Genomic DNA, 26,489 nt, shown 5'->3' on the forward strand with positions numbered 1-26,489 from the left:
GCATAAATATCCGCTTGTACTTGCCTCAAAAAACGCTATAGCTTATCCTCGCCTAACCAGATTTGAGTGCTGAGTTTAATGGGCGTGCTCCAAATTCAGTGCTTACTGAAAACCCGAAAATTTAAATACGTAATATGTATAGCTGAACGCCCTGTGTGTAAACTTTAGTTTGTTCCTAATCGAATGGCTTTATCATGGGTAACCATTCCGATATTTCGAGTCAGTCAATATTATGTCAACAATTAGCTATATTGACTTTTTTAACGTCTAATTTAATGAGAAAAGTCATATGAATGTTTCTTTAAAGAAAATATTTAATAATTTTCTAATAGGTATTTTTGCCGTTATCCCCATCGTTATTGTGCTGCAGATTGTCATTTTTGTGAAAGACAGGGTGGCTGATCTTTTCGGGCTGGTCTACGGTTATGCCGATAGTTATCTGTATACATCCGTGGTTTTTGCTGTCAGTTTTTTATTGTTGGTGCTAATTGGCCATAAAATAGTCAAAGAAGGTAAGTTTTGGGCTATTGCCGCTTTTGATTTCATCATTGACAGGATTCCGCTTTTAAACAGCATCTATCGCGTCACTAAAAAAGTGATCAATATGTTTTCTTCTCATGATAGAAAAGATGCGCGGGAGGTGGTGTATGTGGAATACCCAAAAGAAGGACTGTGGGTGCCTTCCTATGTGACCAACAAATTTGAAGATAGGTATATTTTGTTTATTCCTACCTCACCCAATCCCACCTCCGGTTTTACCGTTATCGTTAATAAGTCAAAAGTGATTAAATCAGAGATGAATGTAGAGCAGGCTACCAGTTTTATAGTCAGTGTCGGGGTTGATTATGACAAGATATCTGAAGTGAATAATTTATCCTGATGAATGTCTTTCATGATTGGCTTAATCAACTCAGTGTTTTTGTTTGGGGGCCTGCTACGATGGCTCTTTTGCTGGGTATGGGTGTTTACCTGACATTGGGGCTTAAAGCCTTTACCTGGCTGAACACCCCGCATGCGTTCGTTTCGCTTTGGAGAGGAAGAAAATCCGAGCAGGAAGGTGATATCACGCCTTATCAAGCCCTCATGACGGCTTTATCCGCCACCATAGGCACAGGAAACATCGCGGGTGTTGCAACCGCTATCTACATGGGTGGTCCTGGTGCAGTTTTCTGGATGTGGATGACCGCTTTGTTTGGAATGTCTACCAAGTATGCAGAGTCGTTGCTGGCCGTTAAGTATAGAGAGACCGATCATTTGGGCAAGCATGTAGGCGGTCCTATGTACTACATCAAGAATGGATTGGGAAAACGATGGTATTGGTTAGCTCCGTTATTTGCGACATTCGGTACTTTGGCTTCGTTTGGAATAGGGAATATGGTTCAGGCAAATTCAGTTGCCGGTGCGCTGTCACTTCAGTTTCACCTCTCAAATGAAGTAACAGCGGTGATGCTGACCATTCTGACCGCATTTGTGATTTTGGGAGGAATTACCCGGATTGCCGAAGTGGCCGAAAAATTAGTTCCTTTCATGGCGATTGGCTATGTTTCAGGTTCACTCCTGGTTATCGGCATCAATATTGAGTCCGTGCCAGCCGCATTTATGACGATAATACACAGCGCATTTAATCCAATGGCTGCGACAGGCGGCTTTGCCGGTGTGGGCGTATGGGCGGCAGTACGATATGGCGTAGCAAGAGGCATTTTTTCCAATGAAGCAGGGCTTGGAAGTGCGCCTATTGCCCATGCAGCAGCCAAAACGCATAACCCTGTGCAGCAAGGGACAATTGCAATGCTGGGTACTTTTATAGATACGTTGGTTATCTGTACGATGACCGCATTGGTAATTGTCATTACTGATTCATGGGATAGCGGTGAGAATGGCGCGGCCTTAACGGCACTAGCTTTCAACAGTGCATTGCCGGGCTGGGGTGGCTATATTGTTGCTTTTGGAATCGTCATTTTTGCGTTTACAACTCTTGTAGGCTGGAGTTATTACGGCGAACGATGCGCCGAATTTTTGTTTGGGATCAAGGTAATTCTGCCGTTTCGTATTCTGTGGATTTGTGCCGTTCCCTTGGGTGCGATGGGAAAATTGAGTACGATATGGTTATTAGCCGATATCATGAACGGGTTGATGGCAATCCCCAATTTAATTGCCTTAGCGCTATTAAGCCCTGTTGTTTTTCGATTGACATCGGACTATCGCATCAACAGTTGATCAGCAAAATGAAGACTTTTTTTAATACAGGGGGGTTTAAATGGTAAAAATTTTGGCGTTTTCGGGGAGTGCACGGAAAGATTCTTTTAATCAGAAATTAGTTACGTTGGCTGCGAAGGGAGCCGAAAAAGCGGGTGGGGAAGTTACCGTCGTCAATCTGGCTGATTATCCAATGCCGATTTTTGATCAGGATTTTGAAGCTGAACAAGGTATGCCTGAAACAGCCAAAGCATTTAAAAAACTTTTGATAGAACATGACGGTTTTTTAATAGCTTCGCCCGAATATAACAGTGCTTTTACACCTTTACTTAAAAATGTCCTGGATTGGGCTTCCCGAAAAGAGGGCGATGAGCAACCTTTGGCCGCTTATCGGGGTAAATGTGCAGCGATTATGTCAGCTTCGCCCGGTGCCTTAGGCGGGTTAAGAGGCTTGGTGTTTTTGAGAATGCTTTTAGCTAATATCGGAGTTGTAGTTTTACCCGGTCAATATGCTTTGACCCATGCCAGCCAAGCTTTTTCAGTTAATGATCAATTAAGCGATGAACAGATCAATACAACGGTTCTGAATTTGGGTGCAGAACTGGTTAAGTATTCATCAAAATTAAAAGCAGAATGATTTTTGGCGGTTAATCCTCACGCATAAAATCAATTCAAAGGTGTTTTAGCATTCACTTCTTATTCATGCTGTTCGGCGCAAGCTTTATCCACACTTCAAAGAGGAAGGATAAGCAAATGAACAGCATAAGCAAACTAATTCTATTGTCCGTGCTAGTAACCGTTTCCGGTTGCGCATCACGTGGAATTTATCAGAGTACCGAGTATTATCCTGTTTATCCCCATTCTGATACCCGTGTTTACAGCAGATATTATTCGGCCCGGCCTTCCTACCGAGATTACTACGCTCCTGCGCCTGTGCGGATAATTGAACGCAGAACTCCGGTAACTGTAATTAACAAAAGGGTTGATGTCATTAGGCCAGTGCCAAAATGGCAAGGTCAGCGAGATAGACATGATAGCGGGTACGATCGGAGAAGGGATGGCTTTGATCACTCTAGAAAAGGAGATGGCAATGATCGTCGTAGAGTCGATGCTCGAAATGATAGACGAGAATGGTCACGAAGTGATCAAGTCATGCCGCAAGAGAGCAATCGCCGCGAAAGGCCTTCATACAATCGACGTGAGGGGAGAGTAGAAAGTGCAGAAAGAAGCGGACGTCAAACGATTGCTCGCAATACCCAATTGAATCAGAGCGAACCAAGACAGAAAGAAAGGAGAATGGAGAGACAAGAAAGAGAAGGACGAAATGAAAGAGGCGGTAGGCGTGAATAGGTTGGTGTGGCTTGAGGCCGGAGCAAGAAACTTCCGGCCTCGTTTCAATGGCTGGATTATAAAGTAATCAACGCATCACCCACCGCTACGGCGGCGCCATCTTTGACATTTAATCCAGTCACAGTGCCGCTGTTTTTAACACGAACTTCGGTTTCCATTTTCATGGCTTCCATGATTACAACAACATCGCCTTCTTTAACCACACTACCCACGCCCACATTAATTTTCAAAATGTTACCCGCCATCGGCGCACGGACGATTTCGCCCGTCGAAATTGCGGCTGGCGCCACAACTGTTTGCTGTGTTTCGGCGGGCTGTTGAATCACAAGTCCAGCTCCGCCGGGAGCTACAACAACATTGTAATTACGTCCGTCAACATTGACAGAGTAACTTTCGGTTGCATTGGGCTGACTGGCCGATACTGGTTTAGGTGACGCTTTGCTGGGCGCCGGCTCAAAAGCATCGGGTTTGCCCCGATTGGCAATAAACTTCCAGCCGATTTGAGCAAACATGCCGTTAATTAAAGCATCTTCTTCAATGTTATCAGCCAGTTTGACCTGTTCAGCCTGGGCTTTGGCCTTAACTTCAGCAATTAATTTATCCATTTCCGGCGCCAATAAATCAGCAGGCCGACACGTTATAGGTATGGCTCCCTCAAGCACACGATCTTGCAGCACTTTGTTGACAGGTGCTGGGGGGGCGCCATATTCACCTTTTAAAACACCGGCTGATTCTTTGGTGATAGTTTTATACCGTTCCCCTGTTAAGATATTAATAACAGCCTGACTGCCCACAATCTGTGAAGTGGGCGTTACAAGAGGCAGAAAACCAAGGTCTTCTCTAACACGCGGAATTTCGGCAAGAACCTCGTCAAAGCGTTCCGCAGCACCTTGCTCTTTAAGCTGGCTTTCCATGTTAGTGAGCATGCCTCCTGGAACCTGACTGACCAGAATGCGGCTGTCTACGCCTTTGAGGTTACCTTCAAATTGCGCATATTTTTTGCGGATGTCACGGAAATAGGCAGCAATATCTTCCAGTGGTTTGATGGGGAGGCCGGTATCTCGCGGTTGACCGGACAGGGCGGCGACTATTGTTTCTGTTGGACTGTGACCGTACGTCATGCTCATCGATGAAATAGCGGTGTCGACATTATCCACTCCCGCTTCGGCCGCTTTTAGCAGGGTTGCAACACTGAGTCCGGTCGTGGCATGGCAATGCAAGTGGACAGGAATAGACAGGTTTTTTTTCAGTTGGCTGACTAAGTCGTAAGCATCATAAGGTGTTAGGAGTCCAGCCATGTCTTTGATGCAGACCGAATGGGCCCCCATATCTTCTATTTGTTTGCCTTGCGTAACCCACATAGCTTGTGTGTGAACTGGGCTGACGGTATAGGAAATAGTGCCTTGTGCGTGTGCATCAGTTGTAAGAACAGCTTTGATAGCTTGCTTGATATTCCTCATGTCGTTCATTGCATCAAAGATACGGAATACATCAATACCATTGACTGCGCAACGTTCTACGAACTTATCAACAACGTCATCGGCATAATGCCGGTAACCGAGTAAATTTTGACCTCTTAACAGCATTTGCTGTGGTGTGCGGGGCATAGCCGCTTTCAGTAAACGAAGGCGCTCCCAGGGGTCCTCACCCAAATAACGTATGCAGGCATCAAAGGTCGCGCCCCCCCAGGTTTCCAATGACCAGAAACCAATCTGATCAAGTTTGGCGCAAATAGGCAGCATATCTTCAATGCGCAGACGAGTCGCCAGAAGCGATTGGTGTGCGTCTCTCAGAACAACTTCGGTTATGCCTAAGGATTGAGTATTATGATCATTCATACTTTTTTCTCTGAGAATGGAGATTTGCTCGATTGAGCTATCAATGTGTGCCGCTAAGATAAAGCTTTAGAAGCCTGCCAAACACTCACTTACTGTTGTGAGTGCTGTTTTTTATAGTGATGAACAGCAGCCGAAATTGCTGCTATCACGCCCGAGTCAATAGATTTTTTTTTGGCTGCAAGGCTTGGAATTGGTGGAGGGACGGCCAGTGGTTCTGGGAAAAAACGGGTAATAAGTGAAGACATTACGCTGATTGCGACCACCAGTAACGCTAAGAACAAGAATACAATGCCCATGCCTATCAGCATTAGTTCAACGCCGCTCTCTAACATTTCGTTCATAACTGATGACCAAAGTAAAAAAATTATCCAATGTAGAAATTGTATCATAAAGGCTTACAGGCGTTTTGAGCTGTTTTTCCATGCTATATCGATAGATTGATGCCGGGATTGCTTTGTTTTGATTGCTGTTCAAACGCAATCAGGAATGTTTTACGGACATCCTCTTTATAAAACTGGAAGCTTAGTGCCAAAATATTTGTGAGTTTGTCTTTGATTATTTTAATCCGGCAGCAGAGTATGCGGGTTATGGTGTTCTCGACAAAGCCATATGTATTGATACATCGGTTGAAACTATCAGTCGATTGCTTTTGTCGTTATTGTTTGATGTGTTGTTTAAAGGTATCGAACGAACGCCGATTGAACATTAAAAATTCAATCGCAATAGAGAAGGTTGGTTTAATCGGCGGTAGGCGGCATGTAAAGTTTTAATAGGGTCGTCATTTTTGACAGTGGATAATAAACAATCCAGTTAATGCGGTTAAGTATATTCAAATATTAGGTTGAGATAATGACTAAACAAACAAATAAAACAGATGAATGGCAAGATAAATTAACCCCGGAACAATTTAATGTTTGCTGGAATAAAGGCACCGAACCCCCTTTTACCGGGAAATATGCAGACTGTAAAAAAGAGGGGATTTATCATTGTGTGTGCTGCGGAAATGCGCTTTTTGATTCTGCTGCCAAGTATGATTCGGGTTCCGGTTGGCCCAGCTTTTGGGATGCAATCTCGGAAAATAGCCTCGATCAAATCACCGATAACAGTCACGGGATGAGACGGGTAGAAATAATCTGTAAAAATTGTGGTTCGCACTTGGGGCATGTTTTTAATGACGGACCAGAACCAACGGGGTTGCGTTATTGCATTAATTCAGCATCGCTGGACTTGCAAGAAAGATCATGAACAGTAAACAGAGAGTTCAAAATTTATTAGACTTTATCGATGTAAGTCCGAGTCCATGGCATGCTGTCAACACGATCCAGCAGAAGCTTCTGGATTGTGAGTTTGTCAGATTGAATGAACACGAACGCTGGCACTTAAAGCAGGGAGGCCGTTACTATGTGATACGCGACGACTCTTCGATCATCCTATTTGTGATGGGGCAAAAACCGCTGGTGGAAACCGGTTTCAAAATCATTGGCGCTCATACCGATTCGCCGGGATTGCGATTAAAACCCAATCCGGTGATGGGCGTAGATAATTTTGTCAGGATCGGCGTGGAAGTATATGGCGGACCGATTTTGGCCACCTTTACTGACAGAGATTTGAGCCTGGCCGGGAGGATTAGTTATCGATCCGACCAGGGGATATCAACCAAGCTGGTAGATTTTACGAGACCGTTGCTTCGGTTGCCTAATTTGGCGATTCATATGAACCGAACCGTCAATGATGATGGCTTGAAATTAAATAAGCAGCTTGAACTGCCGCTGTTATTTTCACTGGTTAAAGATCAAATAACGCCCCAGCAGCAATTTTTGACAACATTGGCTGAACAGGCTGAAGTAGATGCTTCTGCAATTTTGTCCTGGGAGTTGAATGTTTATGATACTCAAAAGGGAGCCTTTTGGGGCGCTGAAGACGAGTTTTATGCGGACAGTCAGCTGGATAATCTGGCATCCTGTCATGCTGGGCTCACGGCGCTGCTGAATGACAAAGTTTTACAAGCGGACGCCACCCTGGTTTGTGCATTTTTTGATCATGAGGAAATAGGCAGTTCCACTTCTAAAGGCGCTGATGGCAGTTTTCTGTCGGACATTCTGCAACGCATTGGGATGACGGCTGATGAGAGAAAAGGCGAGGAATATCAACGTGCTTTGGCAAGCAGCTTTATGATCAGCGCCGATATGGCTCATGCCTACCAGCCGAATTTTCCAATGGCTTATGAGCCGGATCATAAAGTATTGGTCAATCATGGACCGGTTATAAAAGTCAATGCAAATCATAGGTATGCAACTAACAGCGTTTCTGAGGCCCTGTTCGCGTCCTGGTGTGAAGCCGTGAATGTGCGTTATCAAAAGTATGCGCATCGAACCGATTTACCCTGTGGCAGTACAATTGGTCCGTTGACTTCTGCCAGGCTGGGAATTAACACGGTAGATGTGGGTAATCCTATGTGGGCCATGCACAGTCTTAGGGAAAGTGCCGGGGTTGAAGATCATGCTGCAATCATTGAAGTTATGAAATGGTTTTTTCTGCATTGAGTTTTTGACAGATAGCACTACTGATGCCTAAGCCTAGACAGTTCTAAAACCATATGAAGACTTGCCATGGGGTGTTGATTTAAACGCATAAGTCATGTAAATAGCAGCTAAGTATCTGAATTATAGAAGTTGAGCGGAGTTATTTTATACGGGTTAAGCTGTTTATTGCAGGGTCGGTGCTGATTGCGCTCTCATGGGAGGCGATCTTATATATTCCGTCTGGAAAAAGTACGTGGCTGTTGCAGTTGCGAATTGATTCGCAAAGCGGGGATAAATCCACACCCTACAGAGACTTGATCCTACACTTAATGGCGATACCGCTGGGTTTGGGAGACCATAAACGGGTAAGCTATTTTTTATTCCAATCCTGAGCTTATTTTTTCACTTGTTTGAGGGAATTTTTGTGCGATTAAGTCAATGGCGAGAAATGTATTATCGCTATATCAATAAATCAAGTATCAAACAAAAATTTTCTTTTGTCACATTTGGTACTTTCAGTATTCTTTTGCTACTGAACTGCAGTTTTATGGAAATAAAGGACTTGGCAAACATAAGGACATCAACAATTGAAGGTCTGGAAGCTGTTGCTGCCAATATAGGTTTTCATAGCGGTTCAGCGCTCAATTTGGACGATAGGGTGGTGGTTGAGGAAAATCTTCGGGTTAGTAAAGGGTTGGACTACATAGACCAAATTTGCATTTATGACACGAATGGGAATGTTTATAGCCGTTTGGCAAAAAGAGCCTCAGCATTGGTTTTTTGTCCCGTTTATTCAGATGTTAGTCAAAGTGTTTTGGGTTGGTTCAAAGTCACTATTTCATCGCCAATTCAATTTGAGAATAAAACAGTAGGGCTGGTCTTTATAGAAGCTGATCTTGGTCATTTGTATTGGGGTCAGCTTAACGTTTTTTATTGCATTCTTGGTATCCTCGCGGGAGCCAGCGTTTTCACCTATCTATTATCATTATATTTAAATAAGAACATTATTTTACCTATCGGTCGATTGGTAAAGACACTCAAAAAAATCAGCATTGATAAAAACTACGAACTGCGTGCTCATAAAAGTAATAATGATGAGGTCGGACTGTTAATCGATACCTTTAACGGTATGTTGGCTACGGTTGACAGGCAGAACAAAGCCCTGGTTGAAGCCAGAAACCGGTATCTTCTTTTATTTGATGATAACCCATCAATGATATTCAATATTGAAGAAGAAGGTGGGATCATATCAGTCAACAAATTTGGGGCCCGTCAATTAAGTCAAACTGCAAACCGCTTACATGGGTTTTCACTTTTTGACTTTGTACATCCGGATGACCGTAATGAAATGCAACACGTCTTAAATATGTGTACCGCCGAGCTGGATAAAGTTCACAAGCTGGAATTGAGGCTAATCTGTGTTGATAAAAAAGTCATCTGGGTTAGAGGTGCCATCCGATCTACCCGGCAAAGCAATGGAAAAGTGAATGTTTTACTGGTTTGCGAAGATATTACTGAGACAAGAAAGCTTAACGAAAAAATTGCGCATCAGGCTAGACACGATGAATTGACCGGATTACTGAATCGTAGCGAATTCGACAGGCAAATTCAGCAAGCCTTGCTTTCTGCCCATAACAATAGAACTGAGTATGCCCTGTGCTACCTTGATTTGGATCAGTTTAAGGTAGTTAATGATACCTGCGGACATATTGCGGGAGATGAATTGCTCCGGCAGTTGGGCGCCTTGTTAAAAAAACAGATCCGCCAGGATGATTTATTGGCCCGTTTGGGTGGCGACGAATTTGGCATTTTGATGCGCGGTTGTTTGTTGTCACAGGCTTACAACGCCTGTGAAAAAATTCGCAATGCGGTACAGAATTTTCAATTCGCTTGGGAAGATCGTCTTTTCAGAGTGGGAATCAGTATTGGCATAGCCAGCATTAACAGCATCAGCGGTAACAGTATTGAGTCGCTAAAAGAGGCTGATGCGGCCTGTTATGCCGCCAAAGAAAAAGGCCGTAACCGGGTGCATGTGTTCAGACCCAATGACCAGGAGTTGGCCTCACGGCAGGGTGAAATGCAATGGGTTGAAAAAATTCAGCAAGGAATTATCAATAACCGGTTTTGTCTTTTTGGTCAGCCCATCGTGCCGATTGATAGCCGTGAAGAAGGTTTGCATTTTGAAACATTGATTCGCTATCAGGACGCCGATGGTCACATTATTCCACCCGGTGCATTTTTAACGGCCGCGGAACGCTACAATCTGGCCGCCGAATTGGATAAATGGGTCATTTCCACGTTATTTGAATGGATGGCTAAAACACCCGGATTTATCGAAAACTTGGCTATGTGTTCGGTCAATTTGTCCGGGCTATCGCTATCCGATGAAACCATGCTCGACTTCATATCGGAGCAATTTAACAAATGGAAGATTCCTACTCATTGTATTTGTTTTGAAATAACCGAAACGGCGGCAATTGCCAGTTTGTCCAATGCGACCCACTTTATCAGGACGTTAAAACAAGAGGGCTGTTTTTTCTCGTTGGATGATTTTGGAAGCGGATTGTCATCGTTTGCTTATTTAAAGAATTTGCCTGTCGATTTTCTCAAGATAGACGGATTGTTTGTAAAAGATATTGTCGATGACAAAGTTGATTTGGCTATGGTGCGGTCAATTAATGAGGTCGGCCATGTCATGGATAAAAAAACCATCGCCGAATTTGTAGAGAATGATGAAATTCTCAACATATTAAAACAACTGGGTGTCGACTATGCTCAGGGTTACGGAATTGGCAAACCAGTGCCACTTTCCAAGCTATGAGTGCGCGGTAATAGCGGCCGTCAGCAAAATATTCCTCTTAAAAACCCTCTGCGGTTCCAATCTCGACATGTTCTGTACCAGTGACAATTTAGCCCCTAAGGACGGGGAGTTGTTTCACTTGAAAGGATTTTATCCAAAACCGGAAGCCGATCATTTGTTTGAAACCCTGATAAATAACCTGGCTTGGCAGGAAGAAGCCATTTGGTTGTTTGGTCGCTGGGTCAAGGTGCCGCGGTTAATGTGTTGGTATGGCGATCCGCAGGCTCGCTATACCTATTCAAAAGTTGAGCATATACCGTTGGCTTGGACACCTGACCTGATCGGTATTCGACAGCGGCTTGAAAAAACCTGCGGTCACTCTTTTAACAGCGTTCTGGCTAATTTGTACCGTGATGGCAAGGATTCAATGGGTTGTCATGCCGATAATGAAAAAGAACTGGGCCCCAATCCCGTTATTGCTTCAGTCAGTTTCGGTGACCACAGAATCTTCAGGTTGAGCCACAACACCACAAAATACCGTATTGATTTGGACCTGGAGCACGGTGATTTAGTGGTTATGGCGGGCAGATTACAAAACCATTGGCGGCATAGCGTTCCTAAAACCAAGCAGATTAAGACTCAACGCATCAATTTGACGTTCAGGCAAGTTCTGACTGTTGAGAATAGGGCAGAAAAGGAACAAGAACGGGAAGCGTAAACTCCCGTTCCTTAACATTAAACCAAATACCGTCGTTTGTGCATCAAATGATGTTTGCAAGTTTTATGGCTTTATTGCCTTAAAGCCGATATCGGTACGGTAATACATGGCATCCCAATGTATCTTTTGAGCCAGGGCATAGGCTTTTTCTTGCGCTGCTTTGACCGTGTCACCCAGGGCGCAAGCGCATAATACCCGCCCCCCATTAGTGATAACTTGGCCGTCTTGCAACAAAGTACCGGCATGAAACACTTTACAATCAGCGTCTTCAGAGTCGGGTAAGCCTGTTATGACGTCGCCTTTTTGATACTGGTCAGGGTAACCGCCTGCAGCCAGAACTACGCCCAGAGCCGGACGCTCATCCCATTCGGTTTCCATGGTATCGAGATTACCCCCTAATGCGGCCTCACACAGCGTCACCAAATCGCTGTTCAGTCGCATCATAATAGGCTGGGTTTCAGGATCTCCAAACCGGCAGTTAAATTCCAGTACTTTAATGCTGCCGTCAGGGCTGATCATTAAACCGGCATATAAAAATCCCGTATAAGTATTGCCGTCTGCTGCCATGCCTTTAAGTGTAGGGGCAATCACTTCCTGCATCACTCGGTTATGAATGGCATCCGTAACAACCGGTGCCGGGGAGTACGCTCCCATGCCGCCGGTGTTAGGGCCCTGGTCCCCGTTATCACGCGCTTTATGATCTTGTGAGGTGGCCATGGGCAGTGCATGCAGGCCATCGGCAATGACGATAAAGCTGGCTTCTTCCCCTGCCAAAAATTCCTCGATAACCACGCGGCTACCGGCTTCGCCAAACGCATTGCCTGACAGCATATCATTTACGGCAGATATGGCTTCTTGTTCGGTTTGAGCGACTATCACGCCTTTGCCTGCGGCAAGGCCGTCTGCTTTGACTACGATAGGCGCGCCCTTATTTTGAATATAGTCAATGGCTTTTTCCGCATCGGTAAACGTTTCATAGTCTGCGGTAGGTATATGATGCCGTGCCATGAAGTCTTTACTGAAACGCTTGGAGCCTTCAAGCTGTGCCGATTTGGCGGTTGGACCGAAACAGTTAAGTCCGGCTGCGCTAAATTGATCGACAATGCCGTTTACCAAAGGTATTTCCGGCCCTACGATAGTTAAATCAATGGCTTGGTGCCTGGCAAAGGCAAGCAGTTCAGGGATGTTATCGGCTGCAATAGCGACATTTTCGAGCTGAGGTTCAAGTGCGGTGCCGGCATTTCCAGGGGCGACAAAAACTTTTTTTACTCGGGGTGACTGGGCTGCTTTCCATGCCAGGGCATGTTCACGACCGCCATTGCCGACGATTAATATTTTCATAATGAGATCTCACTCGGGGTACGCTGGGCGTTGATTGCAGGTCAAAAGCGTGATGTCTAAAGACCTGCCGGTGTTTATCAATTAAAGGATGAACTCAATGCCCTCACCTGAAACCTCCGCATGATATTTGCCGGTATCAGGTGGTCCAAGGACTCATCCGGTAATGAATGCTGTTTGTCAGTAGCTTAATGCCGAAAATGACGCATGCCAGTGAATACCATGGCAATATCATGTTCGTTGGCTGCAGCAATGACTTCATCATCACGCATCGAGCCACCCGGTTGAATCACCGCACGGATACCGGCTCCGGCTGCCGAATCAATCCCGTCCCGGAAGGGGAAAAATGCATCTGAAGCCATTACCGATCCTTCGACTGCAAGACCTTCATCCGCGGCTTTGATGCCGGCAATTTTAGCCGAATAAACCCGGCTCATTTGCCCTGCGCCTACGCCAATCGTTCTTTCGTTTTGGCCATAAACAATGGCATTTGATTTCACAAATTTTGCGACTTTCCAGGCAAATAGCAGATCGCGCATTTCCTGTTCGGTGGGAGCTCGCTGGCTGACCAGTTTTAAATCTGACGCAGTAATCGTGCCTATGTCTTTGTCCTGGACCAGCAGTCCGCCGGAAACGCGTTTGAAATCAAGTGTGGGATCCTGATTGTCTTGCCAGTAACCACAGCTTAGAACACGAATATTCTGTTTGGCAGCAAGCACTGCAAGTGCTTCACTTTGAATGGTCGGGGCGATGATGACTTCAACAAACTGCCTTTTGATAATTTCCGTTGCAGTTGCGCTATCAAGTTCACGGTTGAAAGCAATGATGCCGCCGTATGCCGAAGTCGGGTCGGTCGCATAGGCCAAGTCGTAAGCCTCTAAGTTAGTCTCTGCAACGGCAACACCGCAAGGATTGGCGTGTTTGACGATGACGCAGGCTGAACGGTCTGAAAACGATTTAACGCATTCCAACGCGGCATCCGTGTCTGCGATATTGTTGAATGACAGCTCTTTGCCCTGATGCTGAATGGCAGAAGCCACGGTTCCTGGTTTTGGATAATGATCACGGTAAAAGGCGGCTTGCTGGTGGGGATTTTCCCCGTAGCGCATCGTTTGAACACGTTTGAATTGAAGGTTCAGAGTTTCAGGAAACTGTTGTTGATTAGCCTGGGCCAGGTAACTGGCTATCATGGTGTCGTAGTCTGCGGTATGTTCAAAACAGTTCAGCGCCAGATTAAAGCGGGTGGCTTGAGTCAATTCGCCGTGTTGCGCCGCCAATTCAGCCAGTAACAGCGGGTAATCTTCCGGATTAACTACAACCGCCACATCATTATGATTTTTGGCAGCAGCGCGGATCATTGTCGGGCCACCTATGTCGATGTTCTCAATGGCTGTCTCCAGATCACAATCAGGTTTGGCGATGGTTTGGGCAAAAGGATAGAGATTCACGACCACCATATCGATAGGTTGAATGCCATGAGCGGCCATGATCTGATCGTCGATGCCGCGCCGGCCTAAAATGCCGCCATGGATTTTAGGGTGCAAGGTTTTGACCCGGCCGTCCATCATTTCCGGAAAACCGGTGTAGTCGGATACTTCAATGACTGGAATGCCTTGTTCGGACAAGAGTTTTGCCGTACCGCCGGTGGACAGCAATTCGATGCCGCTTGCGCTGAGAGACCGGCAAAAATCGATAATACCGGTTTTATCCGAGACGCTGATCAGCGCGCGATTTATTTTTTTATTCATGAAAATCTCTGGAGAAAGAATCGTAAAAGAAGCAGGAATGCAGAAAAATCAATACCGCAATAATGTTAACTAAAGAAAAAAAGATTAAGAGGAAACATTGTTCACTGGGTGCTGGTCATTTTGAGCTTTAACTTATGAAAGTCCGTATTGTTCAAGCTTTTTTCTGAGCGTACTCCGGCTCAGTCCCAATACCTTTGCTGCCTTGGTTTGATTATATCCGGCTTGTTGCAGGGTAATTTCCAGCAGCGGTTTCTCAACCTCACTGATCACCATCGCATAAAGTCCAGCTGTCTCATGTCCGTTTAGCTGCGCAAAATAATGCTCTACGGCTTGTTTGACATGAATAGAAAGGGGAATTTGGGTGGTTTCTTTACTGTTGATATTGATCACCTTAGCGGATTTGTGCATTGCTTCCATTGTGCTGTTCATTTCTTAAGTAAAGAGGCTAAAAGCCAGATTAACTGATGCTAACTGCTCAGGCGGTTGCTGAGCCTTGTTGATTTTATCTTTGAGTGAAGCCGGCAAGATGCCTCTATGGCCAAAATACCAATCGATATGCTTTCTTGCTATTCTAACACCGGTCAGGTTTCCGTAGAAACTGTAGAGTTGATCCAGGTGTTCCAGAACCGTGTTTTTTAATTGTAAAACATCCGGTTTTTTTAGGACACTGCCGGTTTGGAGATAATGATCTATCTCCTTAAAAATCCAGGGATTGCCCTGAGCTCCCCGCCCGATCATCAAGGCATCAGCGCCCGTGTAGCTGAGAACCTCTTGCGCTTTTTGCGGACAGGTGATGTCACCGTTGGCGATGACAGGAATTCTAACTGATTCTTTAATCTGTCTTATAGTTTCGTATTCCGCTTGCCCTGAAAACTTACAGGCACGGGTTCTGCCATGAATAGTCAGTGCCGCGATCCCGGCGTTTTCAGCAATGGTTGAAATGGCTAACGCGTTGCGGTTTTGCGGGTCCCAGCCCGTGCGCATCTTTAACGTAACAGGTATCGAGACTGCCTTGACAACGGCTTCAAGAATCTCGGAGACCAATGCTTCATCTCTCATGAGTGCAGAACCTGCGGCAACTGAACAGACTTTTTTAGCAGGGCAGCCCATGTTGATATCGATTATCTGGGCGCCCCGTTCAACATTGATCTTGGCCGCTTCAGCCATATGTGCCGGATCCGTGCCCAAAATCTGAACGGCGCGTAATCCTGTTTCTCCTGTTTGTTCAGATTTGAGCAGTGTTTTTTTATGCTGCTGTAAATCCGGTTTTGAGGTGACCATTTCAGATACGGCCATGCCTGCGCCCAATAGTTTGCACAAATTTCTGAACGGCAGGTCAGTCACGCCTGCCATCGGGGCAAGTATCAATGGACTGCCGAGTTTATAAGGGCCTATCTGCATGGTCATTAATAATCAAAAAAGGGCGGGTATCATACCGCAATAAACGTAAAAAGTTGCCTATAAAACAGCCGCTAATGCTGATTTCCAGATCCGGATCTTTTCATTCAGAGAGAGGCCGGCGTACGTTGGACTTGTCGACGGTAAACGGTGGTAAACGCGCGCTTTAATAGACGGATCAAGCGTGGAGAGAACAAAACTTTTAAACAGTTTTTCGGCAGTAGCCCCGTTAAAAAAAACAGTGGTGATGCGGGGGTGTTCATTAAAAAAACAGCGGAAATTATTCGGCTTGATAGATGCTTTTTGAATATGGGCATCCAGACTTCCGATTCGGATGCAGTTTTGGATCACATCCCAGACGGCAATGCCGCGTTGTTCAAGCATGCGTTTTTTAGTCTCGTAATCAGTTGAGTCAAATTCATCATACAGTGCGGCCATAATCGGCCAAAAAGCGTTGCGTGGGTGGCCGTAATACTGGCTTTTTTGTAAGGATTGAACGCCGGGCATCGAGCCTAAAATAAGTATTTTAGAATCAGCTGCGGCAATTGGCTCAAATCCGGTCAAGCTAGTCATCGACAACCGAGAGTAAAATAAAAAAGACTGCTGTGTAATTATTCAGAGAAGGTCGGGTTGGCTATCGCCAACCGCAACCACCCGGTGCATCACCTTTGTTTTGGTGTTCCGCTGAAGGTCATCACGGCTTAACTGTTGGGCTTGTTTTCGAAGGAAGACTCTTCGTTCCATATGGGATTGTCGCGGTCTTCCGGGTTTAATTTAGCCTTGTCATGCGGATATACATGCCAAAAAGACTTATCGATTGCGCCTTCCATGTAACCTTCCTTTTTATCGTGACCAAAAGGACACCACCAGTTTTCAACGACTTTAACCATATAGGCATGCCATTCGAACAAAGCCACGCTCACCGGGCAATACCAGGTGCAGTTCAATATCCAAAACAGTTTGTATTGAGATGTGCTGCCTTTAAATGAGGCATTCATGGTGATTTGATCTTTCAATGTATACCGGTGGCTGCTTCTGTTAGGCAGAAAGTCCGATAAAGTTTTGATATTTTTGGCGCCCATCATACGCAGATGGTAATACGTCAGGTAGGCACTCAGAAAAACAAAAGGCAGCGTAATGATCGGTAAATACACGAGTACCATCCCAATACCCCGTATCCAAACGGGCTGTTCTTTGTAATGTCGACCTATTTCGACGCGGTGGGTGCAGGTTTCACAGGATTTCATTTGATAAGACCTCTCTTTGTTTTAGTTTTGGTGGATGGCGTCAATTTGTCAGCGTTCAGTAATTCATAGATACTTTGACAACCTCCGCAGCAAAAATTTATCTCACCGTCTTCAGCTTTTAAAGAAAAGCCTTTTATGGTAACGGGTAGATTACAGAGTGCGCAGGTAAGCGATGTTTTTTTATTGGTCACGGGTAAGGTAACTCTTTATAAATCAGCTATAAACTTGGCGACACATAGCAGAAATAAGTTTTCAGGTATTCCGTTTCCGGCATGCCCGGGTGAATAGGATGATCGGGGCCTTGGCCGCCCGTTCCAAAAAAAGTCAAGTGCCGGTCAATATGGCGTCCGGATGCACGCAGCAATTCATGCAGATTATCGCGGCTTAAGTGATGCGAGCAAGAAGCCGATATCAGTATGCCGTTAGGCGACAAAATCTGTAATGCCATGTCATTAAGTCTCCGGTAAGCCTCAAAGCCTTGTTTAAAGTCTTTTTTGCGCTTGATCAATGCCGGTGGGTCCAGAACAATGACGTCGAAGTTCCGCTTATCAGAGCGCGCGGTTTTCAGAAAATCAAATACATCGCTATGGACGCAGTCAACCCGTTGTTCAACCTCATTGAGCCTGGCGTTTTCGGAAGCCAGTGCCAAGGCGGCAGCGGAGGCATCGACACAGGTGACATGCTGAGCCCCATTTTTTGCAGCCGGAATGGCCCACGCTCCCGTGTAAGAAAATAAATCCAGCACAGTCAGGCCGCGGCATAAACTCATTACTTCACGCCGGCTATTGCGATGATCATAAAACCAGCCGGTTTTTTGGCCCTTTAAAACATCGATGGCGAATTTTACACCATTTTCTTCGATGATAAGAAATTCGGGCATTTTGCCATAGCCGATTTCATTCTCTTGAGGTAAGCCTTCAAGTGCCCGCTGGCTGTTTTCGTTTTTGAGCACGATCGCTTCAGGATTAAACAGTTCAACGAGAGCAGACATCAAAAAGGGTTTATGTTTTTCTATGCCGGCACTCGTAATTTGCACCGAAAATACGCGATCAAAGCGGTCAATCACTAAACCCGGCAAGCCATCACTCTCACCGAAAATTAATCGATAGTAAGGTTTATCGAACAATTGCTCTCTTAACCGTAACGCGGTTGTCAGGCGGGCTTTAAAAAAATTAATCCCACAGGATAGATTCAGCTTTCTCGATAAAAGGCGGGCCGCAATCAGTGTTTGAGGATTAACGTAGGCCGTGCCTACCGGCTTTCCGTCCTCGGTGACGACATTGACCAGATCGCCGGGCGCAAAGTGATCCAAAGGTGAGCGGTGTGTATCTACTTCATTGCTAAAGACCCATACATGGCCTTTTCGCAAGCGTTTGTCTTCGTTTTTCTTTAAGTAAAGTTCAGGGTAAGCCATGTTTTATATCAGCTCAAAAGTGTAACCACCGATCGTTTTTCCAGTGGGGGCAATGGCCAGGATGACTTGAAATGATTGATTTGAGGCAATAGCGCGATTGCCTGCATTCAAGTAGTGTTTGGCTAAAAAGATGCGCTGAGCCAAAGGCTCACCGTTAAGATTTAGCAGAGTCAATTTAATGCTGGGATAATTTTGAGCAAATTCGGCTTGATTGATGATGACCGAAGAAAATTCATAAAAACCGTTTTTTTCGGTCAATGCACTTTGCATCACGACCAGTTCATCGTGATTTTTATAGGACGGCAGCACGCAGCCCAAGGTTTGGCAACCTCGTTCCAGTTGCTGTCTTAATGACGGATTTTGTAGCGCATCGTTCCCGTAAAAATAAACTCCCTGGCTGATCAGCAGCAGTAAATTGACAGCCAGAGCGAAGCCCCAAAATTTTGCATTGGGTACTTCAGGTGATTTCAGCCATTTGATAGCCGGTTCTTTAGCTTCGATTTTTTGAGGCGCTTCCGAGGTGTTTTCGCTGAGTTGTTTTAAGGCATCAAACAGAGTATTGCAAATTGAACAGCGCATCAAACCTCGGTTAAGGCGCAACTGTTCAATAGTTACAGTTTGACGGGTTTGACATTCAGGGCAGTCAGTAAACATGGTTCAAGCCTTTTTTATGCCATCGAGTCTGCACCAATCTTCTTGCTGCACAGGTGGGCCTAGGTCTATCCAGGGATTATAAGCTTCTGCAACAGACGGTGCCTGTTCATTTAAGATGCCGGATAAAACCAGACAGCCTGCAGGTGCGACTAATCCGGAAATAGCCGGTGATAAATCAATCAGCGGCTTAGCCAGAATGTTGGCGAGCACAACGTCGGCTTGAAAAGGCGCAAAGTTGTCAGGTAAATAGCAGGTTATACGTTCCAGTATATGGTTTTTTCTGGCATTTTCTTCAGTGGCCGTCAGTGCCTGAGGGTCAATATCAATGGCATGCGCCTCGCGGGCTCCCAGTAGCACAGCTGCTACCGCTAAAATACCCGAACCGCAGCCGTAATCAATCACAACTTTATCCGTTAAATCATGGCTTGCCAGCCATTCCAGACACAGCGCTGTAGTCGGATGAGTGCCTGTGCCGAATGCCAGTCCGGGGTCGAGAGTCAGGCAGACGGTCCCGGGTTCAAGTTGCTCCTGTCCGGTAGGGCAGACCCAAAGTCGGTCGGCAAATTTCATAGGCTGATAATAATCCATCCAACTGCGTTCCCAGGCCTGATCTTCCAGTCTTTCATAGGTCCATTGAGAAAGTCCGCTATTAAACTGCTCATTGACCCATGTTTTAACCTGCTCAGGGTCGGACTCAAGTTCAAACAAGGCAATGACCCGGGTGTTAGGCCATATTATCGTCTCGCCGGGCAGCGGTTCATAGACCGGCTGATCTTCGGCATCCATGTAAGTCACTGAGACCGCGCCGATTTCACTGAAATAATCAGCGAGTTCGGGAGCTGTATTTTCATTGGTGGTAACAGATAATTGGTGCCAGGCCATGTTTTTACACGTTCTAAAATACAAAAGCAGACGGATGTCTGCTCTTAGGGGTTAACTTCAAAATAATGGCTAAAACTTAAAATTCCATTATGCGGGGTTCATTGGCGGGCTGTTCGGTTCAAGCGGTTTATGCAGATAAGACTGCCTGAATGCGATGGTGTTAGAAGTTAATTAATCCGTTCGCATTAATCAGAGTAATTTGCCGTTTGTAAATGGCGCATCTTGAAGGATGCGCCTAAAAACAGAGCTTCATGCAAGGTGCTTTATCGTCAGGAGGTCATGCCTAATTTTTTTTCCAGATAATGAATATTCCTTTGACCGCTGACGAAACCCTGGTCGGTCATAATATCCTTGTGCAATTCGATATTGGTTTTGATGCCGTCGATGATGATTTCACTTAAAGCCGTATTCATTCTGGCGATGGCGCTGTTTCTGTCATCACCATAAGCAATCAGTTTGCCGATCATTGAGTCGTAGTAAGGCGGCACTTTATAGCCGTTGTAAATATGCGTTTCGCAACGGATACCGGGCCCGCCCGGCATATGGAACTGATTGATGGTTCCGGGGCAGGGCATGAATGTTTTGGGATCTTCAGCGTTCAATCTGCATTCAATGGCGTGGCCGCGAAATATAACCTGGTCCTGGGTAACCGAAAGCGGTAAACCATAGGCGATTCGCAATTGTTCTTTAACAATATCAAACCCGGTAATCATCTCGGTGACCGGATGCTCAACCTGGACTCGCGTGTTCATTTCAATGAAAAAGAATTCGCCTTTTTCGTATAAAAATTCGAAAGTACCAGCACCCAGATAGCCAATGTCGCGGCAGGCTTTAGCGCATAACTCACCCATCCGGTTGCGTTGCTCTTCGGTAATCCCCGGGGCAGGCGCTTCTTCTACAACTTTTTGATGTCTGCGCTGCATGGAGCAATCCCGTTCACCCAGATGAATCGCATTGCCGTGAGAATCAGCCATTACCTGAAACTCAATGTGTCGGGGATCTTCCAGAAATTTTTCCATGTAAACCGTGCCATTACCGAAAGCGACCTCGGCCTCGGCTTTGGTCATCGTGATGGCATTAATTAATGCCGCTTCGGTATGTACTGTTCGCATGCCTCGGCCACCACCGCCGCCTGCAGCCTTGATTATGACCGGGTAACCGATCTCCTGAGCCATCTTGAGGTTTTTCTTGTTGTTATCGCCCAGCGGGTCGCCGTTGCCGGGAACACAGGGGATGCCTGCAGCTTTCATAGCTTTCTTGGCTGAAATTTTATCACCCATCAAGCGGATGGTTTCAGGGTTTGGACCAATGAAAACAAAGCCACTCTGCCTGACTTTTTCCGAAAAATCGGCATTTTCGGATAAAAACCCATAGCCGGGATGGATAGCTTCCGCATCAGTGACTTCAGCCGCACTGATGATAGCCGGAATGTTGAGATAGCTTTCGCTGGATGATGCCGGGCCGATGCAGACTGATTCATCGGCGAGACGGACATGTTTCAAATCACGATCTGCAGAAGAGTGGACCGCGACCACTTTAATGCCCATTTCGCGACAGGCGCGCAAAATACGCAGAGCAATTTCGCCTCTATTGGCAATGACAATTTTATCGAACATGATCAGGCACCTAAGTGTTGTTATTCAATAACGAATAAAGGTTGGTCATATTCGACAGGTTGTCCATTCTCGACCAAAATTTGAGTGATAGTCCCACTCTTGTCGGCCTCAATTTGATTAAGAATTTTCATTGCTTCAATAATACATAAAGTATCGCCCGCTTTAACGGTATGGCCTACTTCGACGAAAGCCTTGGAGCCGGGTGACGCGGAGCGGTAAAAAGAACCGACCATAGGCGATTTTACAATGTGACCGCTTATTTTGTTTTCAACGGGTGCCGCAGCAGGAGCGGGCGCAGACGTTGCGGCAGGGGCCAGATTGATTGCTGTGGGTGCTTGCGGGGCAGGTGCATAGGCAACCGGCGCGCTGGAATAACGGCTGATTCTTACGGACTCTTCACCTTCGCTTATTTCTATTTCTGCAATGTCTGATTCTTCGATAATCTCGATCAGCTTTTTTATTTTTCTTATATCCATTGTCTTTAATGTCTCTTGGCTAGTATCTCATGAGCGGCTTTCAGAGCCAGTTCGTACCCGATTGCTCCTAGTCCGCAGATAACGCCTTCGGCTATATCTGAAAAATAGGAGTGTATTCTAAACGGTTCACGGGCATGCACGTTAGATAGATGAACTTCTATAAACGGAATTTTTGTAGCAAGTAAAGCATCGCGTAAAGCAACGCTGGTATGAGTAAAAGCGGCAGGATTAATGATGATAAAGTCAATCTTATCGGCAAAGGCCTGATGGATAAGCTCCACCATCTGGTGTTCAGCATTATGCTGATAGAAGTACAGGGAATGCCCCATTTCCGCCGCTTGCAACTCTAAGGTATTTTGAATGTCTTTCAGGGTCTGATGGCCATAAAGTGATGGTTCTCGGACGCCCAGTAAATTTAGATTAGGTCCATTGAGGACGAAAATTTTAGACATTAAGGTAAGGTTTGAAAATTATTATAATTATCAGCCAATTTTCCCTAATTTACGTGAATTTGTCTATAACTATGTCTTTCGTCAAAGAAAATTCGTTAAATCGCGGCTATGTCAGCGGCTGTGAAAATGACTTTCCCTTGCAACGCATCATGTGTTTCCGGCTCAGGCGCTATTGAAATTAAAGACGGATTTAAAGCAGAGGCTTGATCAGTTTGATGAGATCTTCTTTTGAAAAAGGACCGGCCTGCCTGTGAATGAGCTGGCCATCCCGGTTAAAGACCAGGCTGAAGGGGAGAATGCCGGCAATATTGCCCATTTGCTGGGCCAGTGCCATGGCCTGATCGCCGCCGATAAGCATAGGATAATTGGTTTCCAGGGTATTGAGATACGCCGCAACGGTTTCTTTTTCTTCAAGTGCAATGCCGACAAATTGCAGTCCTTGTTCACCGTATTCTTTTTGTAACTCGACAAACTCCGGGATTTCCTTTCGGCAAGGCGGACACCAGGTTGCCCAAAAGTTCACCACGATTATCTTGCCGTGCCATTCGGTCAAGCTGTGTGTCCTGCCCGCTAAATCCGGAAAACTGAAGTCAGGTAAGGCCGGTGTGTCAACTCTGCTTTGGTTATCAGTGAGTTGATTGACATAAATTCCGGCCGCTAACGCGCAGAAAGCGATAGCCAGGATGATCAGGGATTGTTTCATCAGTTAACCTGCTGCAAGGATTTTATAAAGGTTTCAGCATCCTGATAACCGATAATGCGACGATTGATTTTTTCTTGATGGCCGGGGCCAAAAAATAAAATAGCGGGCGGTCCGATAAGATTGAATTTCTTCAGTAAAGCTTGGTCCGCTTCGGAGTTTTGAGTCACATCTGCTTGTAAAAGTACGAATCGTGATAATTGCGCCCTGACTGCAGTATCGGTGAAGGTGTAGTTTTCCATCTCTTTACAGGAAATGCACCAGTCAGCATAAAAATCCAGCATAACCATTTGGTTGTTGGCGTTTGCCAGATCGATTTGGCGTTCTAATTCCTGAAGGGAGCCGATGCGTTGAAACAGGTTTTTTTGAGCCGCAGGAGTCGCCGCATTGGCTTGAGCGATGTTTAAGTTTTCCAGTGGCTTGAGCGGATTATGATTGCCTGCGCTTAAGCCAATCAATAATAAAACCCCGTAAATGAGCATGACGACGCCGGTTCCTTTCCACAGTTTGTGCCAGCCGCCTGCATTTTCAGGCAAAGGATCAATGGCATTGAGGTAAATCGCAGGGATTATCAGCAGAATAGCCCAGAAAAACATCGCAACTGAAGGTGCGATGATCCGTTCAAGCATCCATAACGCCATAGCCAGCATGATGACCCCGAACACCGCTTTCGTTGAATTAAGCCAGCGGCCCGCTTTGGGAAGCAGTTTTCCTGCCGAAGCACCGACCAGTAGCAAAGGGATGCCCATGCCGAAGCCCATTGCGAATAACGCCGATCCGCCCAGGACCGCATCGCCGGTCTGACCGATATAAATCAAAGCACCGGCCAGTGGAGCCGCAACGCACGGCCCAACGATCAGCGATGATAGCGAACCCATGATGGCCGCACCCCAAAGTGAGCCATCGCGATGTTGATTGCTGGAGTCATGGATTTTGGCTTGCAGTGATTTGGGGAGTTCCAGCTGGTAAAAACCGAACATCGACAAGGCGAGCAAGATAAAGATGGCGCTGAATGTGCCGACGATCCAGGGTTGCTGAAACGTGGCTTGCAGATTACTGCCGAATAAAGCCGCCAAAACGCCAAAGAGCGTATAAGTCGCTGCTGAAGCGACAACGTAGCTTAAAGAAAGCATGAAAGCTCTTCTCGTCGAAAGCGGATGGCCTTGGCCGACGATAATGCCGGAAAGAATAGGTATCATCGGAAAAATGCACGGTGTGAAAGCCAGCAGCAGTCCAAAACCCAAAAAACTCGCCAGGGTCAGCCAGAAACTGTCATGTTGCATGGATGACACAATACTGTCCTGTTCAGACAAGGTGGTATTGCCCGGTTTTGCCGCCTCTGCCGGAGCAGATATTACCGGCAGCACAGGCAAGTTCAGTTCAACGATTTTCTCCATGGGCGGGTAACAGACGCCCCGGTCGGCGCACCCCTGGAATTTAGCCTTTAATTTAATAGCTTGAGCGGCGGCGGTCGTTCTGATGAGCGGAATACTGAGCTTCAATTCTCCGTATAGGGTTTCCACCTCGCCAAAAGCCTCGTCAAATTGCTGTTTGCCATGCGGTAACTCAAAAGCGCCCAGCTTTACATCCTCTGCACCTATGATTTCCAGCTGAAATTTTTCTCGGTACAAATAATAACCGTCAGCAATTTGCCAGGTCAGCTCCAGCCGGTCAGGGGCTGCAACTGTTGCGAAAAATGGAAATGCCTCATCCGGTGGCAGTAGTTCATCCTGGAAAAAGCGTTGCTTGATGGTCCCCAAGCTATTGATCAGGGCGTTTGCCGATGGCGGGATGCCGGTCGATTGCATGGCACCGGGAATGGCGATAGTCAGCGTTGTTTTTTGCGGAGGATAACAGATCCCGGCATCCGCACACCCCTGATGTTGAACCAGAAGTTGTAAAGAGGTGGACGTTGTATCAATCTGACTGATAGGTACGGCGATATCAATGGCTTGCCGGTGCGTGATGACCTCGCCGAAAAATTCGTCGTTATAAGTGTGACCTTCAGGAAAAGCCGGTTCGCCCAGCTTGATTGAAGGCGTCAATGATTCCATCCGGATTTTATTTTGATAAAGATAATAGCCTTCAGCAATTTCAAAACTGACAATCAGCTTATCCCGCGCAGCCGCCTTGACTGATAATTTGAATGCCTGTTCAACGGGCAAAAGATCACTTTCTGCCAAGGCTGATGCCTTAAAAGCAATCAAACATAAAAGCAAAAAAGAAATTATTCTGAAGTTAAACATTGATCGATCCATTGCAGGTAGTCAGGTGCACCATTGTCGACAGTGACCGCGATGATTTCGGGAAGTTCATAGGGGTGATGGCACTTTATCAGCTTAGCGATGCGGGAGTAAAAGTCAGCGCGCGTTTTGATCAGTAATAAATGTTCATTGGCTGTTTCTATTTTATCTTGCCACCGGTACACCGAAGTCAGGCCGGGTAATAGGTTGACGCAGGCGGCCAGGTTTTGATTTATCAACAGATGGGCCAGTTTTGTTGCGGTTTGTTGATCAGGACAGGTACAAAAAATAATCTGGTAATTTTGGGACATGGCAAACCCTGAAGAGGGGGTTGGTAGAATATTGTTCTGGAAATTAAATCGGGTTCTCCTTATATTGTACCCCGTGACTTTATCAAAAGGTGTTTTTAATGAGAGCTTTCCAAGGCGTTTTTTTGCTGATTCTGCTCATTCCGATTATTGAAATTTATCTGTTAATTTCCGTAGGCGGCCTGTTGGGTGTTTTTCCTACTGTACTTCTGGTGGTATTGACGGCCGTGTTGGGTGCGGTCTTATTAAGACGGCAAGGTTTTGAGACCTGGCAGCGCTTTCAGGCATCTATGGCGCAAGGCATTGTTCCCGCTTATGAGCTGGTCGAAGGGCCTTTACTGCTGATTGCCGGAGCATTGCTGTTAACCCCCGGATTTTTTACCGATGCAGTGGGATTTATTTGTTTGGTGCCACAACTGCGCAGAAAAATCGCCCGTTACATCATTGAAAATCACTTGATTGACGGCAGCGTTTTCTCAGGGACGGCGGGTTCAAAAAAGGATACCCAGGTGCTGGAAGGTGAATACAACAAGGAAGAATGATTGGATTTAAGGCGAGGAAGGAACTACATCCCTGTAGTGTGAAGGCT

27 protein-coding genes are annotated in these 26,489 nt (G+C 46.0%); 9 read left to right on the top strand and 18 right to left on the bottom strand.

The features are described 5' to 3' along the window. The first annotated feature begins 289 nt into the window (after positions 1 to 289). The 4 genes from GO003_RS09660 to GO003_RS09675 all read left to right on the top strand — a co-directional run bounded on the left by GO003_RS09660 (position 290) and on the right by GO003_RS09675 (position 3,409). On the top strand, positions 290 to 880 hold the full coding sequence (locus GO003_RS09660; protein ID WP_159656648.1) for a DUF502 domain-containing protein: 591 nt from the start codon (positions 290 to 292) through the stop codon (positions 878 to 880). Next, on the top strand, positions 880 to 2,217 hold the full coding sequence (locus tag GO003_RS09665; RefSeq protein ID WP_159656646.1) for an alanine/glycine:cation symporter family protein: 1,338 nt from the start codon (positions 880 to 882) through the stop codon (positions 2,215 to 2,217). Before GO003_RS09660 ends, GO003_RS09665 begins: the two co-directional genes overlap by 1 nt. Positions 2,218 to 2,257: 40 nt before the next feature. Continuing rightward, entirely contained in the window at positions 2,258 to 2,833 is a 576-nt protein-coding gene (locus GO003_RS09670) for an NADPH-dependent FMN reductase (protein WP_159656644.1), read from the top strand. Positions 2,834 to 3,253: 420 nt separating this feature from the next. Next, entirely contained in the window at positions 3,254 to 3,409 is a 156-nt protein-coding gene (locus GO003_RS09675; RefSeq protein ID WP_159656642.1) for a hypothetical protein, read from the top strand. A gap of 193 nt (positions 3,410 to 3,602) precedes the next feature. Here GO003_RS09675 and oadA read toward each other — a convergent pair whose 3' ends face one another. Both oadA and GO003_RS09685 read right to left on the bottom strand, forming a co-directional pair. After that, positions 3,603 to 5,384 (bottom strand): sodium-extruding oxaloacetate decarboxylase subunit alpha, encoded by a 1,782-nt coding sequence (gene oadA / locus GO003_RS09680; protein WP_159656640.1) that lies wholly within the window; start codon positions 5,382 to 5,384, stop codon positions 3,603 to 3,605. Positions 5,385 to 5,473: 89 nt separating this feature from the next. Beyond that, positions 5,474 to 5,725, bottom strand: a complete 252-nt coding sequence (locus GO003_RS09685) for an OadG family protein (RefSeq protein WP_159656638.1) — start codon at positions 5,723 to 5,725, stop codon at positions 5,474 to 5,476. A gap of 508 nt (positions 5,726 to 6,233) precedes the next feature. On the opposite strand from GO003_RS09685, the gene msrB reads away from it, so the two are divergent. The 4 genes from msrB to GO003_RS09705 all read left to right on the top strand — a co-directional run bounded on the left by msrB (position 6,234) and on the right by GO003_RS09705 (position 11,424). Next, positions 6,234 to 6,629 carry a peptide-methionine (R)-S-oxide reductase MsrB gene (msrB, locus tag GO003_RS09690; RefSeq protein WP_159656636.1) on the top strand — a complete coding sequence of 132 codons (396 nt, stop codon included), beginning with the start codon at positions 6,234 to 6,236 and terminating at the stop codon, positions 6,627 to 6,629. Then, positions 6,626 to 7,927 carry a M18 family aminopeptidase gene (locus GO003_RS09695; protein WP_159656634.1) on the top strand — a complete coding sequence of 434 codons (1,302 nt, stop codon included), beginning with the start codon at positions 6,626 to 6,628 and terminating at the stop codon, positions 7,925 to 7,927. The genes msrB and GO003_RS09695 overlap by 4 nt, the downstream gene beginning before the upstream one ends. A gap of 403 nt (positions 7,928 to 8,330) precedes the next feature. Then, a complete protein-coding gene (locus GO003_RS09700; RefSeq protein WP_231088921.1) occupies positions 8,331 to 10,727 on the top strand; it encodes an EAL domain-containing protein in 2,397 nt (798 codons plus the stop codon). Then, the gene (locus tag GO003_RS09705) at positions 10,678 to 11,424 is read left to right on the top strand and encodes an alpha-ketoglutarate-dependent dioxygenase AlkB family protein (protein ID WP_331001631.1); all 747 of its coding nucleotides are present in this window, start codon (positions 10,678 to 10,680) and stop codon (positions 11,422 to 11,424) included. Before GO003_RS09700 ends, GO003_RS09705 begins: the two co-directional genes overlap by 50 nt. 63 nt (positions 11,425 to 11,487) lie before the next feature. Here the strand turns inward: GO003_RS09705 and purD are convergent, their stop codons facing one another. From purD to cutA, 16 genes are all read right to left on the bottom strand, one after another. Beyond that, complete coding sequence (gene purD, locus GO003_RS09710; protein ID WP_159656632.1) at positions 11,488 to 12,765, bottom strand: phosphoribosylamine--glycine ligase; 1,278 nt, start codon at positions 12,763 to 12,765, stop codon at positions 11,488 to 11,490. 185 nt (positions 12,766 to 12,950) lie between these two features. Beyond that, entirely contained in the window at positions 12,951 to 14,510 is a 1,560-nt protein-coding gene (purH, locus tag GO003_RS09715; RefSeq protein WP_159656630.1) for a bifunctional phosphoribosylaminoimidazolecarboxamide formyltransferase/IMP cyclohydrolase, read from the bottom strand. Positions 14,511 to 14,642: 132 nt separating this feature from the next. Beyond that, entirely contained in the window at positions 14,643 to 14,927 is a 285-nt protein-coding gene (fis, locus tag GO003_RS09720) for a DNA-binding transcriptional regulator Fis (protein WP_159656628.1), read from the bottom strand. A gap of 15 nt (positions 14,928 to 14,942) precedes the next feature. Then, positions 14,943 to 15,911: a tRNA dihydrouridine synthase DusB gene (gene dusB, locus GO003_RS09725; protein WP_159656660.1), complete on the bottom strand. Its 969-nt coding sequence runs from the start codon at positions 15,909 to 15,911 to the stop codon at positions 14,943 to 14,945. Between the two features lie 57 nt (positions 15,912 to 15,968). Beyond that, complete coding sequence (locus tag GO003_RS09730) at positions 15,969 to 16,481, bottom strand: DNA-deoxyinosine glycosylase (protein WP_159656626.1); 513 nt, start codon at positions 16,479 to 16,481, stop codon at positions 15,969 to 15,971. 128 nt (positions 16,482 to 16,609) lie between these two features. Then, complete coding sequence (locus GO003_RS09735) at positions 16,610 to 17,155, bottom strand: hypothetical protein (RefSeq protein WP_159656624.1); 546 nt, start codon at positions 17,153 to 17,155, stop codon at positions 16,610 to 16,612. Further along, positions 17,152 to 17,346, bottom strand: a complete 195-nt coding sequence (locus GO003_RS09740; protein ID WP_159656622.1) for a heavy metal translocating P-type ATPase metal-binding domain-containing protein — start codon at positions 17,344 to 17,346, stop codon at positions 17,152 to 17,154. Before GO003_RS09740 ends, GO003_RS09735 begins: the two co-directional genes overlap by 4 nt. 26 nt (positions 17,347 to 17,372) lie before the next feature. Continuing rightward, positions 17,373 to 18,569 (bottom strand): class I SAM-dependent rRNA methyltransferase, encoded by a 1,197-nt coding sequence (locus tag GO003_RS09745; RefSeq protein ID WP_159656620.1) that lies wholly within the window; start codon positions 18,567 to 18,569, stop codon positions 17,373 to 17,375. Positions 18,570 to 18,572: 3 nt separating this feature from the next. Continuing rightward, complete coding sequence (locus GO003_RS09750) at positions 18,573 to 19,223, bottom strand: zinc-ribbon and DUF3426 domain-containing protein (protein ID WP_159656658.1); 651 nt, start codon at positions 19,221 to 19,223, stop codon at positions 18,573 to 18,575. A gap of 3 nt (positions 19,224 to 19,226) precedes the next feature. After that, entirely contained in the window at positions 19,227 to 20,105 is an 879-nt protein-coding gene (prmA, locus tag GO003_RS09755; RefSeq protein ID WP_159656618.1) for a 50S ribosomal protein L11 methyltransferase, read from the bottom strand. Between the two features lie 269 nt (positions 20,106 to 20,374). After that, a complete protein-coding gene (gene accC / locus GO003_RS09760) occupies positions 20,375 to 21,721 on the bottom strand; it encodes an acetyl-CoA carboxylase biotin carboxylase subunit (protein WP_159656616.1) in 1,347 nt (448 codons plus the stop codon). 20 nt (positions 21,722 to 21,741) lie between these two features. Beyond that, positions 21,742 to 22,197: an acetyl-CoA carboxylase biotin carboxyl carrier protein gene (gene accB, locus GO003_RS09765; RefSeq protein ID WP_159656614.1), complete on the bottom strand. Its 456-nt coding sequence runs from the start codon at positions 22,195 to 22,197 to the stop codon at positions 21,742 to 21,744. Between the two features lie 5 nt (positions 22,198 to 22,202). Continuing rightward, complete coding sequence (aroQ, locus tag GO003_RS09770; protein ID WP_159656612.1) at positions 22,203 to 22,649, bottom strand: type II 3-dehydroquinate dehydratase; 447 nt, start codon at positions 22,647 to 22,649, stop codon at positions 22,203 to 22,205. Positions 22,650 to 22,839: 190 nt separating this feature from the next. Then, positions 22,840 to 23,352 (bottom strand): TlpA family protein disulfide reductase, encoded by a 513-nt coding sequence (locus GO003_RS09775; RefSeq protein ID WP_159656610.1) that lies wholly within the window; start codon positions 23,350 to 23,352, stop codon positions 22,840 to 22,842. Beyond that, positions 23,352 to 25,532, bottom strand: coding sequence for a protein-disulfide reductase DsbD (gene dsbD, locus GO003_RS09780; protein WP_331001632.1), 2,181 nt, complete (start codon positions 25,530 to 25,532; stop codon positions 23,352 to 23,354). Before dsbD ends, GO003_RS09775 begins: the two co-directional genes overlap by 1 nt. Before the next feature lie 44 nt (positions 25,533 to 25,576). Continuing rightward, positions 25,577 to 25,903: a divalent-cation tolerance protein CutA gene (cutA, locus tag GO003_RS09785; protein WP_159656606.1), complete on the bottom strand. Its 327-nt coding sequence runs from the start codon at positions 25,901 to 25,903 to the stop codon at positions 25,577 to 25,579. A gap of 98 nt (positions 25,904 to 26,001) precedes the next feature. Between cutA and GO003_RS09790 the strand changes: the two genes are divergently transcribed. After that, positions 26,002 to 26,442, top strand: coding sequence for an FxsA family protein (locus tag GO003_RS09790; RefSeq protein WP_159656604.1), 441 nt, complete (start codon positions 26,002 to 26,004; stop codon positions 26,440 to 26,442). Positions 26,443 to 26,489 lie beyond the last annotated feature (47 nt).

Origin of the sequence: Methylicorpusculum oleiharenae, from assembly GCF_009828925.2 — a bacterium.
Taxonomy (GTDB): Bacteria; Pseudomonadota; Gammaproteobacteria; order Methylococcales; family Methylomonadaceae; genus Methylicorpusculum; species Methylicorpusculum oleiharenae.

Excerpts from the sequence above, each read along its gene's own strand:
- GO003_RS09660 (WP_159656648.1), top strand. The coding sequence starts at position 290 with ATGAATGTTTCTTTAAAGAAAATATTTAATAATTTTCTAATAGGTATT.
- GO003_RS09665 (WP_159656646.1), top strand. The coding sequence starts at position 880 with ATGAATGTCTTTCATGATTGGCTTAATCAACTCAGTGTTTTTGTTTGG.
- GO003_RS09670 (WP_159656644.1), top strand. The coding sequence starts at position 2,258 with ATGGTAAAAATTTTGGCGTTTTCGGGGAGTGCACGGAAAGATTCTTTT.
- GO003_RS09675 (WP_159656642.1), top strand. The coding sequence starts at position 3,254 with ATGGCTTTGATCACTCTAGAAAAGGAGATGGCAATGATCGTCGTAGAG.
- oadA (WP_159656640.1), bottom strand. The coding sequence starts at position 5,384 with ATGAATGATCATAATACTCAATCCTTAGGCATAACCGAAGTTGTTCTG.
- GO003_RS09685 (WP_159656638.1), bottom strand. The coding sequence starts at position 5,725 with ATGAACGAAATGTTAGAGAGCGGCGTTGAACTAATGCTGATAGGCATG.
- msrB (WP_159656636.1), top strand. The coding sequence starts at position 6,234 with ATGACTAAACAAACAAATAAAACAGATGAATGGCAAGATAAATTAACC.
- GO003_RS09695 (WP_159656634.1), top strand. The coding sequence starts at position 6,626 with ATGAACAGTAAACAGAGAGTTCAAAATTTATTAGACTTTATCGATGTA.
- GO003_RS09705 (WP_331001631.1), top strand. The coding sequence starts at position 10,678 with ATGCTCAGGGTTACGGAATTGGCAAACCAGTGCCACTTTCCAAGCTAT.
- purD (WP_159656632.1), bottom strand. The coding sequence starts at position 12,765 with ATGAAAATATTAATCGTCGGCAATGGCGGTCGTGAACATGCCCTGGCA.
- purH (WP_159656630.1), bottom strand. The coding sequence starts at position 14,510 with ATGAATAAAAAAATAAATCGCGCGCTGATCAGCGTCTCGGATAAAACC.
- fis (WP_159656628.1), bottom strand. The coding sequence starts at position 14,927 with ATGGAAGCAATGCACAAATCCGCTAAGGTGATCAATATCAACAGTAAA.
- dusB (WP_159656660.1), bottom strand. The coding sequence starts at position 15,911 with ATGCAGATAGGCCCTTATAAACTCGGCAGTCCATTGATACTTGCCCCG.
- GO003_RS09730 (WP_159656626.1), bottom strand. The coding sequence starts at position 16,481 with ATGACTAGCTTGACCGGATTTGAGCCAATTGCCGCAGCTGATTCTAAA.
- GO003_RS09735 (WP_159656624.1), bottom strand. The coding sequence starts at position 17,155 with ATGAAATCCTGTGAAACCTGCACCCACCGCGTCGAAATAGGTCGACAT.
- GO003_RS09745 (WP_159656620.1), bottom strand. The coding sequence starts at position 18,569 with ATGGCTTACCCTGAACTTTACTTAAAGAAAAACGAAGACAAACGCTTG.
- GO003_RS09750 (WP_159656658.1), bottom strand. The coding sequence starts at position 19,223 with ATGTTTACTGACTGCCCTGAATGTCAAACCCGTCAAACTGTAACTATT.
- prmA (WP_159656618.1), bottom strand. The coding sequence starts at position 20,105 with ATGGCCTGGCACCAATTATCTGTTACCACCAATGAAAATACAGCTCCC.
- accC (WP_159656616.1), bottom strand. The coding sequence starts at position 21,721 with ATGTTCGATAAAATTGTCATTGCCAATAGAGGCGAAATTGCTCTGCGT.
- accB (WP_159656614.1), bottom strand. The coding sequence starts at position 22,197 with ATGGATATAAGAAAAATAAAAAAGCTGATCGAGATTATCGAAGAATCA.
- aroQ (WP_159656612.1), bottom strand. The coding sequence starts at position 22,649 with ATGTCTAAAATTTTCGTCCTCAATGGACCTAATCTAAATTTACTGGGC.
- GO003_RS09775 (WP_159656610.1), bottom strand. The coding sequence starts at position 23,352 with ATGAAACAATCCCTGATCATCCTGGCTATCGCTTTCTGCGCGTTAGCG.
- cutA (WP_159656606.1), bottom strand. The coding sequence starts at position 25,903 with ATGTCCCAAAATTACCAGATTATTTTTTGTACCTGTCCTGATCAACAA.
- GO003_RS09790 (WP_159656604.1), top strand. The coding sequence starts at position 26,002 with ATGAGAGCTTTCCAAGGCGTTTTTTTGCTGATTCTGCTCATTCCGATT.